General features: G+C 62.3%; 15 protein-coding genes and 2 riboswitches. Of the genes, 9 read left to right on the top strand and 6 right to left on the bottom strand.

Going from position 1 to position 15,011, the window contains the following annotated elements; translation table 11 throughout:
• The first annotated feature begins 31 nt into the window (after nucleotides 1–31).
• Nucleotides 32–2,914, top strand: a complete 2,883-nt coding sequence (locus ABIT12_RS00075; RefSeq protein WP_348040156.1) for an EAL domain-containing protein — start codon at nucleotides 32–34, stop codon at nucleotides 2,912–2,914.
• A 196-nt stretch (nucleotides 2,915–3,110) separates the two neighbouring features.
• On the opposite strand, the gene ABIT12_RS00070 is transcribed toward ABIT12_RS00075, so the two are convergent.
• Complete coding sequence (locus ABIT12_RS00070) at nucleotides 3,111–3,686, bottom strand: YqgE/AlgH family protein (RefSeq protein WP_348040303.1); 576 nt, start codon at nucleotides 3,684–3,686, stop codon at nucleotides 3,111–3,113.
• Nucleotides 3,687–3,800: 114 nt separating this feature from the next.
• Here ABIT12_RS00070 and ABIT12_RS00065 point away from each other — a divergent pair, with 114 nt between their 5' ends.
• The 8 genes from ABIT12_RS00065 (at nucleotide 3,801) to ABIT12_RS00030 (ending at nucleotide 11,566) form a co-directional block, all read left to right on the top strand.
• Nucleotides 3,801–4,607, top strand: a complete 807-nt coding sequence (locus ABIT12_RS00065; protein ID WP_348040154.1) for a protein-disulfide reductase DsbD domain-containing protein — start codon at nucleotides 3,801–3,803, stop codon at nucleotides 4,605–4,607.
• A gap of 133 nt (nucleotides 4,608–4,740) precedes the next feature.
• The gene (locus ABIT12_RS00060; RefSeq protein WP_348040152.1) at nucleotides 4,741–5,235 is read left to right on the top strand and encodes a peroxiredoxin; all 495 of its coding nucleotides are present in this window, start codon (nucleotides 4,741–4,743) and stop codon (nucleotides 5,233–5,235) included.
• A gap of 25 nt (nucleotides 5,236–5,260) precedes the next feature.
• Complete coding sequence (locus tag ABIT12_RS00055; RefSeq protein WP_348040150.1) at nucleotides 5,261–5,848, top strand: hypothetical protein; 588 nt, start codon at nucleotides 5,261–5,263, stop codon at nucleotides 5,846–5,848.
• Between the two features lie 119 nt (nucleotides 5,849–5,967).
• Nucleotides 5,968–6,055, top strand: a riboswitch (glycine riboswitch).
• Nucleotides 6,056–6,066: 11 nt separating this feature from the next.
• Nucleotides 6,067–6,176: riboswitch (glycine riboswitch) on the top strand.
• 56 nt (nucleotides 6,177–6,232) lie between these two features.
• Complete coding sequence (gcvT, locus tag ABIT12_RS00050; RefSeq protein ID WP_348040148.1) at nucleotides 6,233–7,402, top strand: glycine cleavage system aminomethyltransferase GcvT; 1,170 nt, start codon at nucleotides 6,233–6,235, stop codon at nucleotides 7,400–7,402.
• Nucleotides 7,403–7,433: 31 nt separating this feature from the next.
• Nucleotides 7,434–7,802 carry a glycine cleavage system protein GcvH gene (gene gcvH / locus ABIT12_RS00045; RefSeq protein WP_348040146.1) on the top strand — a complete coding sequence of 123 codons (369 nt, stop codon included), beginning with the start codon at nucleotides 7,434–7,436 and terminating at the stop codon, nucleotides 7,800–7,802.
• A 145-nt stretch (nucleotides 7,803–7,947) separates the two neighbouring features.
• On the top strand, nucleotides 7,948–9,291 hold the full coding sequence (gene gcvPA, locus ABIT12_RS00040; protein ID WP_348040144.1) for an aminomethyl-transferring glycine dehydrogenase subunit GcvPA: 1,344 nt from the start codon (nucleotides 7,948–7,950) through the stop codon (nucleotides 9,289–9,291).
• A complete protein-coding gene (gene gcvPB / locus ABIT12_RS00035) occupies nucleotides 9,288–10,835 on the top strand; it encodes an aminomethyl-transferring glycine dehydrogenase subunit GcvPB (protein WP_348040142.1) in 1,548 nt (515 codons plus the stop codon). The genes gcvPA and gcvPB overlap by 4 nt, the downstream gene beginning before the upstream one ends.
• 89 nt (nucleotides 10,836–10,924) lie before the next feature.
• Nucleotides 10,925–11,566: an HD domain-containing protein gene (locus ABIT12_RS00030; RefSeq protein WP_348040140.1), complete on the top strand. Its 642-nt coding sequence runs from the start codon at nucleotides 10,925–10,927 to the stop codon at nucleotides 11,564–11,566.
• Nucleotides 11,567–11,789: 223 nt separating this feature from the next.
• Here the strand turns inward: ABIT12_RS00030 and ABIT12_RS00025 are convergent, their stop codons facing one another.
• From ABIT12_RS00025 to ABIT12_RS00005, 5 genes are all read right to left on the bottom strand, one after another.
• Nucleotides 11,790–12,278, bottom strand: a complete 489-nt coding sequence (locus ABIT12_RS00025; protein ID WP_348040138.1) for an ATP F0F1 synthase subunit B — start codon at nucleotides 12,276–12,278, stop codon at nucleotides 11,790–11,792.
• A gap of 6 nt (nucleotides 12,279–12,284) precedes the next feature.
• Nucleotides 12,285–12,929 (bottom strand): F0F1 ATP synthase subunit B, encoded by a 645-nt coding sequence (locus tag ABIT12_RS00020; RefSeq protein WP_348040136.1) that lies wholly within the window; start codon nucleotides 12,927–12,929, stop codon nucleotides 12,285–12,287.
• A gap of 100 nt (nucleotides 12,930–13,029) precedes the next feature.
• Nucleotides 13,030–13,257 carry a F0F1 ATP synthase subunit C gene (locus ABIT12_RS00015; protein WP_348040134.1) on the bottom strand — a complete coding sequence of 76 codons (228 nt, stop codon included), beginning with the start codon at nucleotides 13,255–13,257 and terminating at the stop codon, nucleotides 13,030–13,032.
• A 76-nt stretch (nucleotides 13,258–13,333) separates the two neighbouring features.
• Complete coding sequence (locus tag ABIT12_RS00010) at nucleotides 13,334–14,110, bottom strand: F0F1 ATP synthase subunit A (protein WP_348040132.1); 777 nt, start codon at nucleotides 14,108–14,110, stop codon at nucleotides 13,334–13,336.
• 34 nt (nucleotides 14,111–14,144) lie between these two features.
• Complete coding sequence (locus ABIT12_RS00005; RefSeq protein ID WP_348040130.1) at nucleotides 14,145–14,552, bottom strand: AtpZ/AtpI family protein; 408 nt, start codon at nucleotides 14,550–14,552, stop codon at nucleotides 14,145–14,147.
• Nucleotides 14,553–15,011 lie beyond the last annotated feature (459 nt).

Here is a 15,011-nt window from a genome sequence, read left to right as displayed (position 1 = left end):
TGAAGCCCACCGCAGGATATATTCGCCCCTGATGCGTCATCTAGTTGCTTTCGTGGTGTTCATTGCGCTTGGGTTGGCGTCGGCTCTGCCGACATCGGCTTTCGAGGTGATTTCGGTCCCCGTGGACGTCAATGCCGTCAATCTTTCCAGTGTTATCGAGCTGAACCCGGGCGACGCCGGGCATATCCAACTCTCCACAGCGCCCGGCGAAGATGGCATTATCCGCCGCATCGAAGTTCTGGCCTCCAAGGCCGGCACCAATCCCGATTGGGCGCTGTTCGCACTGCGCAACGATAGTGACCAGCAGATCGAACGCCTGCTGGTAGCGCCATTCTTTCGCTTGCCGGGTTCGGGCGTGTTCAACCCCGATCTGGGCAATGACCGGCTAGCAGCGCTGACGCCCAGCGCCGGCATCCGTCCGGTGCGGCTGGCCGATAGCGAAGCCGATGTCTTCGAGATTACTCTCGATCCCGGCGCCACCGTGACCTTCGTGGGCGAACTGGCCTCGGCCAACCTGCCTGAACTATACCTGTGGGAGCCGAACGCCTACCGCGACTATGTCAACTCGTTCACGCTGTTCCGCGGTGTGGTGCTGGGCATCGCCTCGCTGGCGGCGGTGTTTTTGACCATCATGTTCGTGGTCAAGGGACGCGGTGTGTTTCCGGCAACCGCAGCCTTTGCCTGGGCCGTGTTGATCTACCTGCTTATCGATTTCTCGGTCCTCGGACGATTGCTCGGGCTGCCCGCCGGCGCCATGCAACCGTTCCGCGCCGCCTCGGAGGCGGGCATCGCCACGACTCTGGCCGGGTTCCTGTTCATCTATCTCAACCTGCATCGTTGGCACCTGCGCTTTATTCACCTGGCGCTAGGCCTTGCCGCGCTGTTCCTGGCGCTGTTCGCCTTTGCGTTCTTCCAGCCTGCCATCGCGGCAACCATCGCGCGGCTGGTGCTGGCGCTGCTCGGCGTCTCTGGCTTCGTGCTGATCCTGCTGCTGGCACTGCGCGGCTATGATCGAGCGGTGCTGCTGGTGCCGACCTGGATCATCATCATCGCCTGGTTGTTCTACGGCTGGCTGGTGATTTCCGGGCAAGTCTCCAACGATGTGGCCCAGCCAGCTGTTGCCGGCGGACTGGTGCTGGCGGTGATGTTATTGGGCTTTACGGCGGTTCAACACGCCTTTTCGGAGGGACAGGTGTCGATCGGCACGTTGTCCGAAGTCGAGCGGCGCGCCCTGGCGCTGACCGGTTCGGGCGATTTCGTGTTCGACTGGAATATCGAACGCGACCGCGTTTCGGTCAGCGATGAACTGGCCACCCGCCTTGGCGAAAAGCGCGGTGCGCTGCGCGGGGCGATCAAGCGCTGGCTGGATCGGGTCCATCCCGAAGACCGCGATCGCTTCCGCACCGCTTTCGATACGCTGGTCGAACTGCGGCGTGGCAAGGTGTCGTCGGACATGCGCATTGCCAGCCATGACGGCAGCTACCGCTCGTTCCGCATGCGGGTAAAGCCGGTGCTGGGCGGCGACGGCCAGGTCAACCGCATCGTCGGTACGTTGCAGGATGTCACCGAGGACCGGGCCGCCCGCGAACGGCTGCTGCACGATGCGGTGCATGATAGCCTGACCGGCCTGCCCAACAAGCAGTTGTTCCTTGATCGGTTGGAGCGCGCCCTGGTCCGCGCCCGCACCCCGAGTGGGACCAAGCCGGCGGTGTTCCTGATCGACATCGACCGGTTCATGGAACTGGAAGAACGTGTCGGTCATTCCGCTGCCGACAGTGTATTGCTGGCGATCTCGCGCCGTATCAGCCGCATCATGCGTCCACTCGATACCGTGGCGCGGGTGGCCGGCGATCAGTTTGCGGTGATCCTGTCGTCCGAACAGGCGGCCGGAAAGATTGCCGAAACCGCCGAACAGATCCGCAAGGCGCTCAAGGCGCCGTTCAATTTTGGCGACCGCGACCTGACGCTGTCGGCCTCCATCGGCGTCACCATCTATGACAGCAATCCGGCCAGCGCCGCCGACGTGCTGCGCGATGCCGAATTGGCGATGTATTATGCCAAGCGGCTGGGCGGCGACCGCATCGAGGCCTATCGCGCTTCGGCCCGCTCGATCTCGGCTTACAACCGCGCCAATGAGGAAGACCTCGAACGCGGCATGAAGCAGGGTGAATTGCAGGTGCAGTTCCAGCCGATCATGGACATCATCACGGGCCAGATCGCTGGGGCAGAAGCGCTGATGCGCTGGAACCATCCGACCCGGGGTGTCGTCGCCCCGGAAGAATTCATCACCTTGGCCGAACGCTCCGGGCAGATCGAAAAGCTCGGGCGTATCGCCTTCGAGCAGGCCGCCTATCATACGCGCGACTGGATGACCCAGCTGCCGAATCTGCCCGAGAGTTTCTTCATCTCGGTCAATCTGTCGCCCACCCAATTGGCGACCGAAACGCTGCTCAACGATATCCGCTCGCTGGTCGGCCAACATCCCGAGGTCGCGCCGCATCTCAAGCTCGAACTCACCGAATCGCAGGTGATGACCAATCCCGAGCACTCGGCCTATATGCTAGCGGCGCTGAAAAACCTCGGGCTGGGCCTGGCGCTGGATGATTTCGGTACCGGTCACTCATCGCTGAGCTACCTGCACCGCTTCCCGTTCGACACCATCAAGATCCCCGCCGATTTCGTGCAGATCAGCGATACCAAGGGCGCTGGCCACACGCAGGCGCCGATCATCCGCGCTGTTGTCGCCCTGGCCAATGATCTGGATTTGCAGGTGATCGCCGAGGGCGTCGAAACGTTGGACGAAATCGAGCGGCTGCGCACCCTCAATTGCCGCCTGGCACAGGGCTTTGCGTTCGGGGCGGCGATGACGGCTTCGGAATTTGGCAAGCAGCTGACGGCTCAGGTTTCGCGGTAGATTTCGGATGACACCGTCGTGGGCGCGGCGAGCGCGCCACCAGCCCATTTGCCACAGCTTCAAATCTTTCAGTCGGTTCCCACGGGCTTGACCCGTGGGCCACGCGTTGCACGTGCTGTATTGGAAGAGGCCCTCGGGTCAAGCCCGTGGGAACCGGCTGAGGGTGTGGTGCGAGAGTACTGAGACTAGAGAAAGGCTAAGCGTGCCCCGGCTCACCGCTCAGGCTGGCGCGGGTGATGTGGAGTTTGGCTAAGGCCGCTTCATAGCGCTTCTCGATTGGCAGATCGAACAGCAGGTCGCGCGAGAACGGGACGTTAAGCCAGCCATTGTCGCGGATTTCCGCTTCGAGTTGGCCCGGGCCCCAGCCGCTGCAACCCAATGCAAACAGTGCCGCCTTGGGCGCCGGGCCAAAGGCCATGGCGCGCAGGATATCCAGCGTCGCGGTCAGGTAAATCTCATTGGCGGCCGGGAAGGTGTTGCCGCTGCGGAAGTCGGCGCTGTGCAGCACGAAGCCGCGACCGCGCTCCACCGGGCCTCCCGACATCACGGCACGGTCCCTGATACGGTCCGGTAGGCGAATGATTGCGTCGGGATCGCCCAGTTCCAACTCGTCCAGGATATCGGCAAACGCCATATCCTTGAGCTTCTGGTTGATGATGATGCCCATGGCGCCATCGGCGCTGTGGCCAATGACGTAGATGACGCTTTGGGCAAAGCGTTCGTCCTGCATGTCGGGCATGGCCACCAGAAACTGGCCTTCAAGCGTATCCATTGCGCCATTGTAAAGCGGACGCCGCGTGCTGCCAAGCCGGGGGTACCGGGCCATCACGCAGGTCTGATCGGGTCCGCGCTATTTCTTCATCCAATCGTGGTTTATGGCTGGGCTATGAAAACGCTGCTCTCGTTCGCTTTGTTGACCCTTTCCGCCATGCCGCTGCTGGCGGCAGAAACGCCTTGGCAGGAAATCGCCGGTGGCGTGAAGCTGCGGCTGATTTCGTCCGGCCAGATCAAGGCCGATGGACACACGCTGATCGGACTGGAAATCGACATGCCGGCCAATACCCGCACCTATTGGCGGGTGCCGGGCGAGACCGGCATACCGACGCAGGTTGATGCCGCCGGATCGACCGGGGTGGCCAACCCCACGATCATCTGGCCCTATCCGGTGCTTGATGAGCGCGACGGCTATACCGACTACGTCTATTGGGGTCCGACGGTGCTGCCGATCGATCTGGCGACCACCGATGCGACGCCGCAGCTTTCTCTCTCAGTGGTGATGGGGATTTGCTCGGAAGTGTGCATTCCCGCCCAAGCCAAATTCCAGTTGCCGCTGGATTTCTCAACGTCCGATCGCGCCAATGGCCTGCGCATCCGGCAGGCTCTGGCACTGGCGCCGGCCGAGTGGACGGATCAGATCCCGGCCATTGATAGCGTCAGCTATGACCAGGCGGCTCACGCCATAGCCGTGAAGCTGGCCGATCCGCAGGTCGATCCACAATCCCTGATTGCCACCAGCACCACTGGCGACCCGCTGTTCGGCGCGCCGCAAAAAAGCCCGGAACCCGGGCTAGTGCTGCTGCCAATTCTGGGCGAGACTGGTGAAAACGGCTTGGCAAACCAGTCCGTTCAGCTCACGTTTATGACCTCGATGGGAGCATTTGAGGTCTCGCGACGGGTGAGCGCTTCGGACTGAGCAACGATGCGGTAGTCGGGGGAGACGGTGATCTCTTGCATGCGGATCAAAAGCCGCATATCCGAATTGCCAGACTATGTACGCCCCGGCTGGCGCCAATGGCGGTTTGACGGGAACGAGGGGCTTTGGATTTATGATTGAACGCGGAAACACCATTCCGTCCGTACCGCTCAAGCTTGTCGATGCCAGCGGAATCTCCGACACTACGTCCGATGCCGTGCTGGGCCAGGGCACCGTCGTGATGTTCACGGTGCCCGGCGCCTTTACGCCCACCTGTCACGTCAATCATTTGCCGGGCTTTCTCGCCAATGCCGCCAAGCTGCGTGCGGCAGGCGTCACCCGCATCGTTTGCGCCTCGGTCAACGATCAGCACGTGATGAAGGCCTGGGCTGAAGCCACCAATGCTTTGGGCGAGATCGATTTTCTGGCCGATGGCAATGGCGAGCTTGCTGCAGCCCTTGGCCTCGACAAGGATTTCTCCGGCGGCAATCTGGGCACACGCTATGCCCGCGCCGCGCTGATCATTCGCGATGGCGTGGTCAAATCCGTATTCGTTGAAGATGCTCCGGGCGTCTCGGGCAGCGGTGCTCCTGCTGTGCTGATGGCGCTGGAAACCGACCTTGTTTAGAGTGTGTGCGTTTGGAGGCCGGCCCATGCCGATGACTGTTGTAACTGTTGCCGCGCGTCTTGCCGGTTTTGCCGGTGCCGCTGCGCTGTTGGCTGGTTGTTCGATGGGCCCGATGTTTGGTGGCGGGGCGCCTGCCGCCGATGCCGGGCTCGCCAATACCAATGCATCTCCCGCCCAGATGGCGCAGGCGCAGACCAACGCTCTTCCGGCCATCGCTACCCAGTGCCCGCCGATCAAGGTGCGCCCCGGCGGGGAAGCGATATTCTACTATGGCAACGGCAAGGTCGGCGACCCGACCAAGCTGAACTATCAGGCGGTCATCGACGAAGTGACTCGCAACTGTGTGGTCTCGAACGGATTGATCACGGTCAACATGGGCGCCGCCGGCCACGCCGTGCTTGGCCCTGCTGGCAATCAGGCTTCGGTCACGCTGCCGCTGCGCTTTGCCGTCGAACGCGACGGCCAGGCGGTCTATTCAGAAAAGTTCAGCCTGCCAGTGGCGTTCGCTGGCGCCGGTGCGCAGGAGTTCACCAAGGTGGTCAATGGTGTTGCCATCCCCTATCTGGGCGGCGACGAGATCACCATCTGGGTCGGCTTCGATACCCGCGGCTAATCAGTCTTAAAAGCCTTCGGCAATGCCGCCTCCGGGCGGCATTTGCTTTTGTGCAGTGCTGCAATCCTGTGATCAAGCGCCGGCCGCGGTTGACGCGCCTGCCATTCTGAACCATGGTGCCGGTGACTGCGGGAGAGACTGGTTTTCTCCAGCGCCGAAGGAGCAACCGCCCCGGAAACTCTCAGGCAAACGGACCGCAGTCCGGGCGTTAAACCGCCTGCATACACTCTGGAAAGCGGGCGCGCCGATCGGCAGCGCCCCACCGAAGGAGCAACCGGACCATAGGCGTCCGGGAAATCTCTCAGGTGACAAGGACAGAGGGGGCACGGAATTCGCCGCAAGGCGAGGTTTGTCGTGTCACCTTTGCCCGAGAGTGCCCTGCCTATGGCCGAAATCCCAGTTCAAGACCTCAAGACTACGCCGCTCAACGCGCGCCACATCGCACTCAGCGGTCGAATGGTGCCGTTCGGCGGTTACGCGCTGCCGGTGCAATATCCCACCGGCATCATGGCCGAACACAAATGGACCCGTGAGCATGCTGGGCTGTTCGACGTCAGCCATATGGGCCCGTCGTTCCTGATGCTCAAGGATAAAACCGGCGATGCGGAAGCCGATCACGCCGCGATTGCCGCGCTGATCGAGCCGCTGATCTGTGGCGATATCAAGGGGCTGAAGCCCGGCCAAATCCGTTACACACTGCTGCTCAATCCGGATGGCGGCGCCATCGACGACCTGATGATTGCCCGGCCACTCGATTCGGCCTGGGCCGGCACGCTCTATATCGTGGTCAATGCCGGCACCAAGGATGGCGACTGGGCCCATATCGAAGCGGCTGCGGGCGGCAAGGCTGTGCTCAACCGCGCCGACAATTGCGGCCTGCTGGCGCTGCAGGGGCCGGACGCGGTCGCGGTGATGGCGGCCATCGTGCCCGAGGCCACCGAACTGGGCTTCATGCAATACGGCTCGTTCAAGTGGAACGGCACCACGCTGGTAGTCGCCCGCTCCGGCTATACCGGCGAGGACGGCTTTGAAATTCTGGTTGAACCGGAATTTGCGCAGGCGTTCTGGGATGTGTTGTTGGCCGACGAGCGAGTCAAGCCGATTGGGCTGGGCGCCCGCGACAGCCTGCGGCTGGAAGCTGGCCTGCCGCTCTACGGCCATGATCTCAACGAAACCATTTCCCCCACCGAAGCGGGATTGAACTTCGCCATTTCCAAGCGCCGCCGCGAGGTCGCCGATTTCCCCGGTGCGTCGCGTATTCTCAAGGAATTCGCCGGCGATCTGAGCCGGGTTCGGGTCGGCCTGCTCGTGGACGGCGCTCCCGCACGCGAGGGTGCAGAAATTCTCGACAGCACCGGCGCTGTCGTCGGCGTGGTCACCAGCGGTGGCTTTGCGCCCACATTGGCCCGCGCCATCGCTCTGGCGTTCGTGCCGCCGGCACTGGCCACGCCGGGCACCAAGCTCGGCGTTTCGGTGCGCGGCCGCGTCCAGACAGCCGAAGTGGCGCCGACGCCCTTCGTGCCACATCGTTATTTCCGTAAAGCCAAAATCTGAACATCCAGATCTGACCATCGTTGAGGACGCCATGACCACCAAATTCACCACCGATCACGAATATATCCGCGTCGACGGCGGCGTGACCGGCACTGTCGGCATTACCAGCTACGCCCAGGAACAGCTCGGCGACATCGTCTTTGTCGACCTGCCAGCAGTCGGCAAGGTGCTGAACAAGGGCGACGAAGCCGCCGTCGTCGAATCGGTCAAGGCCGCTTCGGAAATCTATGCACCTGTTTCGGGCACCGTGACCGAAGTCAACGCAGCGCTGACCGGCGAGCCGGGGCTGGTCAATCAGGACCCTGCCGGGGCGGGCTGGATGTTCAAGATCGCGCTGGCGACGCCACTCGAGCTGGATGGGCTGCTGGACGACGCGGGCTATGCCGAACTGATCAAGTAAGCCGAAGCACCCCCTCCCTGGCCCTCCCCGCAAGGGGGAGGGTGGACCCGGTGTTTTGGCAGAATCTCGCCACACCACGGAACTCACCCTCCCCCTTGCGGGGAGGGAAGGGAGGGGGTGTTCCACATTCAAGAAGGCAATTTTCATGCGTTATCTCCCCCATTCCGAAGCCGAGCGCGCCGAAATGCTTGGCGTTATCGGCGTCAGCTCGATCGAGGCGCTGTTCAGCGCCGTGCCAAAAATCGCGCTGCAATCGGCCTCACTCGATCTGCCCAAGCATTCGCCTGAATATATGGTTGAGTCGCATATGCGGGGATTGGCGGACCAGAACCATGCGGCAGGCGACGGCCCGTTCTTTGTGGGGGCAGGCGCCTATCGCCACCATGTGCCGGCTTCGGTCGATCACTTGATCCAGCGGTCGGAATGGCTGACGGCCTACACGCCCTACCAGCCGGAAATCTCGCAGGGCACCCTGCAGATGCTGTTCGAGTTCCAGACCCAGGTCGCCAAGCTGACCGGCATGGATGTGGCCAATGCCTCGCTCTATGACGGCTCCACCGGCACCGCCGAAGCCGTGCTGATGGCGCGACGGCTGACCAAGCGCAACAAGGTGATCCTGTCGGGTGGCCTGCACCCGCATTATCGCGACGTGGTGCGCGCCTACCTCAAGGGTGACGACGATCTGGAGTGTCTGGCCGCCTCGCCGGAAGGGCAGGGCGATATTCTCGACCGGATCGACGACCGGACCGCCGCCATCGTGGTGCAGACGCCGGACTTTTACGGTCACCTGCGCAACATCAAGACCGCCGCCGACGCGGCCCATGCCAAGGGGGCGCTACTGATCGTGGTGGTCACCGAAGTGGTGTCGCTGGGCCTGCTCGAGGCTCCCGGCGCCTTGGGCGCCGATATCGTGGTGGCCGAAGGCCAGTCGATCGGCAATGCACTGAACTTTGGCGGCCCCTATGTCGGGCTGATGGCGACGCGCAAGGAATTCATCCGCCAGATGCCGGGGCGCCTGTGCGGCGAAACCGTCGATGCCGAAGGCCAGCGCGGCTTCGTGTTGACGCTGTCCACCCGCGAGCAGCATATTCGCCGCGAGAAGGCGACCTCCAATATCTGCACCAATTCCGGGCTCTGTGCCCTGGCATTCTCGATCCATATGGGCCTGCTGGGCGAAGCCGGGTTCACCAAGCTGGCGCGGCTCAACCACGCTCGGGCCTGTGCTTTGGCCGACGCACTAGGCGGCGTGAAGGGTGTGACGCTGATCAACAAGACCTTCTTCAACGAAATGACTATCCGCCTGCCGGTCGCCGCTGCGCCGGTGATCGAGGCCTTGGCCCGCAAGGGCATTCTGGCCGGTGTGCCGGTTTCCAGGCTGGAACCGGATCGACCCGAACTGGCCAATCTGATCGTGCTGGCTGCGACTGAACTGACCACCGACGAGCATATCGCTGCGCTGGTTTCTGGCCTGAACGAGCTGCTGGCATGAGCATGAACACGCAAGGCCGCCCAACCGGCACCGGCTCCGTTACTTCGGTCAATTCCTCCGGCTCGTCGCTGTTGCCCAACGAACCGCTGCTGTTTGAGATCGGCGATACTCACCATTCGGGCGTCGACCTGCCGGATGTGGAGATCTCGTCGAGCCGCCTCGGCGGCTTCGAGCGCAAGCTGCCGCTTGATCTTGCGGGGCTGACCGAGCCGGAAGCGATGCGCCACTATGTGCGCCTGAGCCGGCTCAACCACTCGATCGATTCGGGCATGTATCCGCTTGGGTCGTGCACGATGAAGCACAATCCACGGCTGAACGAGAAGATGGCGCGGCTGCCGGGTTTTTCCGACATTCATCCGCTGCAACCGACCTCGACGGTGCAGGGCGCGCTCAAGCTGATGAACGAGCTTAGCCATTGGCTGATGACGCTGACCAATACGGCTGCGGTAGCGCTGACACCCAAGGCCGGCGCGCATGGCGAACTGTTGGGGATGATGACCATCAAAGCCGCGCAGGAAGCGGCGGGGCAGGCTAATCGCACTGTGGTGCTGGTGCCTGAGAGTGCCCACGGCACCAACCCGGCCACTGCTGCCTTCCTTGGCTATACCGTCAAGCCGATCCCGGCACGTGATGATGGCACCGTCGATGTCGCCGCGGTCAAGGCCGCGCTGTCGCCGGACGTGGCGGCGATCATGCTGACCAACCCCAATACCTGTGGACTCTTTGAACCTCAGGTTATTGAAATCGCCGAAGCCGTACATGCGGCGGGCGCGTTCTTTTACTGCGATGGAGCAAACTTCAACGCCATCATGGGCGTGGTGCGGCCGGGCGATCTGGGCATCGACGCCATGCACATCAACCTGCACAAGACCTTCTCGACGCCGCATGGTGGCGGTGGTCCGGGCGCCGGGCCGGTGGTGCTGTCGGCAGCATTGGCGCCGTTTGCGCCGGTGCCGTTCGTGCGCAAGGGTGAAGATGGCCTGTCGCTGGTCGAACACTCCGAGGGCGAGTCCTTGGGTCGCATCACCGCATTCCAGGGCCAGATGGGCATGTATGTCCGCGCGCTGACCTATATGCTCAGCCACGGCGGCGATGGGCTGGCGCAAGCGGCCAAGGATGCGGTGCTCAACGCCAACTATATCAAGGCGCGGCTCCAGCATGCTTTCTCGGTGCCGTTCCCCGACTATCCCTGCATGCACGAAGCGCTGTTCAACGATGATTTCCTCAGCGGCTCGGGCGTGACCACGCTCGATTTCGCCAAGGCGCTGATCGACGAGGGCTTCCACCCGATGACCATGTACTTCCCGTTGGTGGTGCATGGCGCCATGCTGATCGAGCCGACCGAGAGCGAACCCAAGCAGACGCTGGATCATTTCTGCGACGTGATGCTGGAACTGGCCAAGGATGCGACGGGCGGCAACAAGGACCGGTTCCTGTCCGCCCCGCTCAATGCCCCGCGCCGGCGCCTCGACGAGACGCGGGCGGCGCGTTCGCCGATCCTGAAATGGGAGCGGCCCGAGCCGTTGCCGCAAGCGGCGGAATAGACTTGGAAGGCGGGCTCCGGCCCGCCTTTTTGCTTTCATCATCGGGCAGACTCGGTGAAGTCTCCGCGCTCTGTTTGTGAGAGTGTCCGATGACAAGTTCCGCCTTTGCGCCATTCGATGACTTGGCCAGCACGCTGCTGCCCCATGCGGTTTCCGGCGATGATGGATCGCATGATGTGTCGCATTTGCAGCGCGTCTGGAAGAACGCTGCGACCATTGCCGTCACCGAGGGCGGCGATCTCGAGGTGCTGGTGACGGCGGCGCTGCTGCATGATTGTGTGGCGGTGGAAAAGAATGCGCCCAACCGCGCACAGGCCTCGCTGCTGGCCGCGGACAAAGCGGCGAGACTGCTTGCAGACTTGGGTTGGAGCGCGGACCGCGTTGCACAGGTTCATCATGCCATTGTAGCGCACAGCTTTTCGGCGGGGATAACTCCGACGACGGTTGAGGCTAGAATCCTGCAGGACGCCGACCGACTCGATGCCATCGGCATGGTGGGCGCGGCGCGGTGTTTTTATATCGCCGGACGGATGGGGAGCGGGCTTTACGACCCGGTCGATCCGAAGGCGGAGGCCAGGCCGCTGGATGACAAGCGGTTCGCCATCGACCATTTCGAGGTCAAGCTGTTTGGGCTGGTCGAGGGATTCCAGACGGTGACCGGGCGGCGGCTGGCGGTTGGCCGGCAGCAGAAGCTGCGGCGGTTTCTGGATGAGTTTTTGGACGAGATTTGAGGCACGCCTCTTCCTTCTCCCCTTGAGGGAGAAGGTGCCCGAAGGGCGGATGAGGGGTTTCTTTCTTCGCTGAGTATTTGCGGAGGCAACCCCTCACCCTGCTTTTCTGCTGAACGCAGAAAAGCGGTCCCTCTCCTTCAAGGGGAGAGGGGACGACTGAGGGATTGGCGCAAACAAAAAGCGGGCCTTGCGACCCGCTTTTGAATTTCATTCCGTCCGAACCTTAGTTCAGGCGCGAGGCCACGTCGCCGATGGCTTTTTCGACCAGGTCGCCGGCCTTGCGGGGCATTTCCTGGACCAGGACGGCGCGGGCCGCTTCGATGGCGACGTCGGCGGAGCGGGCACGCACTTCGGCAACTGCGGCAGCTTCGGCCTGGGCGATCTTGTCTTCGACGGCCTTGGTGCGGCGGGTCAACAGCTCGGTCAGTGCCACCTGGGCTTCGGCGGTCATGCGGACAGCTTCGTCCTTGGCAGCAGCGATAATGCCTTCGGCTTCGCCTTCGGCGGCAACGCGCTTCTGTTCATATTCGACCAGCAGGGCAGCGGCTTCTTCGCGCAGGCGCTTGGCAGCGACCAGTTCGTCCGCGATCTGCTGGATCTTGCCGTCGAGCAGCTTGCCGATGATCTTGGGGACGCCGAAATAGGTGATCAGGCCGAGGAAGATGACCAGGCCAAGAGTGGCGTAGAAGGTATTGTCGAGCGCAAATGTCATCGCGGCTTACTCCTTGCTGGCCTTGGCCACGGCAGCTTTGACCGTGTCGGGGGAGACATCGCCGATCAGCTGGCTGACCACGGCCTGCGCCGTTTCGCTGGCGATTTCGTCGACATGGGTGAGGGCTGCCTGCTTGGTCGCCTGAATGCGGGCCTCGGCCTGGGTGACCTTGCCCGACAGCTCGGTTTCAATGGCGGTGCGCTTGCCGGCCAGTTCGGCGGCATTGGCATCGCGCGATTCCTGGGCGATGGCATTGGCCTTTGCCTTGGCGCTGGCGAGAGCTGCTTCATAAGCGGCAATCGCTGCGTCGGTCTGCTGGCGGCTGGCATCGGCAGCGGCCAGATCGCCATCGATCCGGCTCTTGCGATCTTCCAGAATGCCGCCAATGCGGGGCAGGGCTACGCGGCTCATCAGAATATAAAGGGCGCCAAAGGTGATCGCCAGCCAGAGCAGCTGCGAGCCAAAGGTAGCAGGATCGAACGGCGGAAAAACTTCCTTGCCGCCATGGGCCTCGGTCGTGGCATGGGTGGTATCGGTCGCAGCCGCATCATGGGCAACGGGAGCAGTGGTGCTCTCGGTTGCCGCCGGCGCTGTTGCTGCCGGAGCTGTAACAGCCGGTGCGGCCTCTTGTGCAGTCGCTTCAGTCGCCATGATCAGACACCCATTGAATATGGATCATCCCGCCAGCGGCGGAACAATGAACGGCAGCCGGAACGGTCCCGGCTGCCAGTATCAGTGGTCGTTGCTTTTATTAAGCGACGAACAGCAGGATCAGCGCGATCAGGAACGAGAAGATGCCCAGAGCTTCGGTCACGGCGAACCCGAAGATCAGGTTACCGAACTGGCTCGGAGCAGCCGAAGGGTTGCGCAGGGCACCCGACAGGAAGTTCCCGAAGATGTTGGCCACGCCAATGGCAGCACCGGCCATACCGAAACAAGCAATACCGGCACCGATGTACTTTGCGGCTTCAGCTTCCATTTTTAATTCCTTTCAAAGCGATAGTTTCGCGGGTTTTCTCTGGCGGAAAATCCCGCCGTGGACAGGTAGTTGGGACTTAGTGCGACGGATGGATCGCATCATTGAGGTACATGCAGGTCAGCACCGCAAAGACGTAGGCCTGGACGCCAGCGACCAGGAATTCCAGGGCGGTCAGCGCGACAGCCATGATCAGCGGCAGCGCCGAACCAAGAATGCCGAGGAAACCCAGCGAGCTCATGGTGACGATGAAGCCGGCGAAAACTTTGAGGGTGATGTGGCCGGCAAGGATATTGCCGAACAGACGCACCGACAGGCTGATCGGACGCGACAGGAACGAAATGATTTCGATCGGCGTCACAATCGGCAGGATATAGCCCGGCACACCGGCGGGCACGAACAGCTTGAGGAATTTCGGGCCGTTCTTGACGAAGCCATAGACAATGACGGTGAGGAACACCAGCATCGACAGCGCGAAGGTGACGATGATGTGGGAGGTGACGGTGAAGAAATACGGCACCAGACCGAGCACGTTGGCCACGAAAATGAAGGTGAACAGCGAAAACACCAGCGGGAAGAACTTCATGCCGGCAGTGCCGGCCGAACTGCGCACCATGCCTGCGACAAACTCATAGGTGAGTTCGGAGAGCAATTGCATGCGGCCCGGAATGACCCGCTTGCCGGCGGACGACAGGATCAGGAACAGCGAGATGACGACAACCGTCACCACCATGAACAGGGCGGAATTGGTGAAAGCGAGATGGACGCCGCTGCCGGGCGTGCCGTCGCCACCAAAATTGCCGAACGAGACAATGTCGGTGATGATAAACTGGTGGATCGGATCGGTGCCAGCCAAGTCTTAGCTCCTAATTAGGTCCGGTCGACATTATCTATCTGTCCGCTTCGTCTTCCGCGTCGTCGGGTCCCAAATCGGACCCCGGCGGGGCAGGCGATGCGGCATTCATTTCTGCCACCACGCGGATGACGTTCGTAACCCCGGCAGCAAAGCCTATCATCAGCAGGATAAGCAAGCCCCAGGGACTGGATTTCAGGCCCAGGTTACCCAGACCCAGATCGATGAGATAGCCGAGGCCCGCACCAACCAGGATCGCGGCAATGAACTCGGTGCCAATGCGCATACCGCGCGCCAGACCGCTCATGTCGCCGGAACCATTTGCCGAGGCTCTATCGTCCTCGACCGCGCGGTCCCGTTTCGCAGAAGCAATGCGCGATGCAAGATCGCTCGTCACTCCGCTGGCACTCTTGGCCGGACCCTTGGTGTCTTGCGGCTTTGCCATCCGCTTCCTCCCCCTGTCCGGCTGCTTTTCCGATTACTCGGGGCGCCTGTTTAGTCGCGCGCAACATAGTGGTGGGTGGTTGCAGTGTCAAGGTTGGCGGTGCGCGCTTAAGTGTATGATATAACAGGGGATTTTGGCAAAATGCACAGGTGCGGCATGCTGTCCACCCCAGATCGTGGCGGAGTTGGGGCGGGGGTGAAGGGATTCTGCGAAAAAACCGCAGGCAAAAACGCCGCATGGAGTGCTCCTGCGGGTGCGACATCCAGCATCATCACAGCCTGAACTGCGACATGGGGCAAGGATCGCCTGGGTGCCGGTCTTCCGGCGGGTAGTAAAATGAAGCAAGCCTTGCCCCATGCTGTTCCGGAGGCTCGCTGCATGCGCTGGACAGGCGGACTTGCGTCTTGGCTCCGCAACGGCAGGCCCATGGCGTCCACGCCCTGATGGCGTCGCCATGGG

This window comes from Devosia sp., from assembly GCF_039927955.1.
Lineage (GTDB): Bacteria > Pseudomonadota > Alphaproteobacteria > Rhizobiales > Devosiaceae > Devosia.
The sequence above is the reverse complement of the archived record's forward strand: the minus strand, read 5'-3'. Positions and strand labels throughout refer to the sequence as shown.

Coding starts and splice junctions, on each gene's coding strand:
- ABIT12_RS00070 (WP_348040303.1), bottom strand. CDS start 3,686: ATGGATACGCTTGAAGGCCAGTTTCTGGTGGCCATGCCCGACATGCAG.
- gcvPB (WP_348040142.1), top strand. CDS start 9,288: ATGAGCATGAACACGCAAGGCCGCCCAACCGGCACCGGCTCCGTTACT.
- ABIT12_RS00075 (WP_348040156.1), top strand. CDS start 32: ATGCGTCATCTAGTTGCTTTCGTGGTGTTCATTGCGCTTGGGTTGGCG.
- ABIT12_RS00020 (WP_348040136.1), bottom strand. CDS start 12,929: ATGGCGACTGAAGCGACTGCACAAGAGGCCGCACCGGCTGTTACAGCT.
- ABIT12_RS00060 (WP_348040152.1), top strand. CDS start 4,741: ATGATTGAACGCGGAAACACCATTCCGTCCGTACCGCTCAAGCTTGTC.
- gcvT (WP_348040148.1), top strand. CDS start 6,233: ATGGCCGAAATCCCAGTTCAAGACCTCAAGACTACGCCGCTCAACGCG.
- ABIT12_RS00005 (WP_348040130.1), bottom strand. CDS start 14,552: ATGGCAAAGCCGCAAGACACCAAGGGTCCGGCCAAGAGTGCCAGCGGA.
- ABIT12_RS00025 (WP_348040138.1), bottom strand. CDS start 12,278: ATGACATTTGCGCTCGACAATACCTTCTACGCCACTCTTGGCCTGGTC.
- ABIT12_RS00015 (WP_348040134.1), bottom strand. CDS start 13,257: ATGGAAGCTGAAGCCGCAAAGTACATCGGTGCCGGTATTGCTTGTTTC.
- ABIT12_RS00055 (WP_348040150.1), top strand. CDS start 5,261: ATGCCGATGACTGTTGTAACTGTTGCCGCGCGTCTTGCCGGTTTTGCC.
- ABIT12_RS00030 (WP_348040140.1), top strand. CDS start 10,925: ATGACAAGTTCCGCCTTTGCGCCATTCGATGACTTGGCCAGCACGCTG.
- gcvPA (WP_348040144.1), top strand. CDS start 7,948: ATGCGTTATCTCCCCCATTCCGAAGCCGAGCGCGCCGAAATGCTTGGC.
- ABIT12_RS00065 (WP_348040154.1), top strand. CDS start 3,801: ATGAAAACGCTGCTCTCGTTCGCTTTGTTGACCCTTTCCGCCATGCCG.
- gcvH (WP_348040146.1), top strand. CDS start 7,434: ATGACCACCAAATTCACCACCGATCACGAATATATCCGCGTCGACGGC.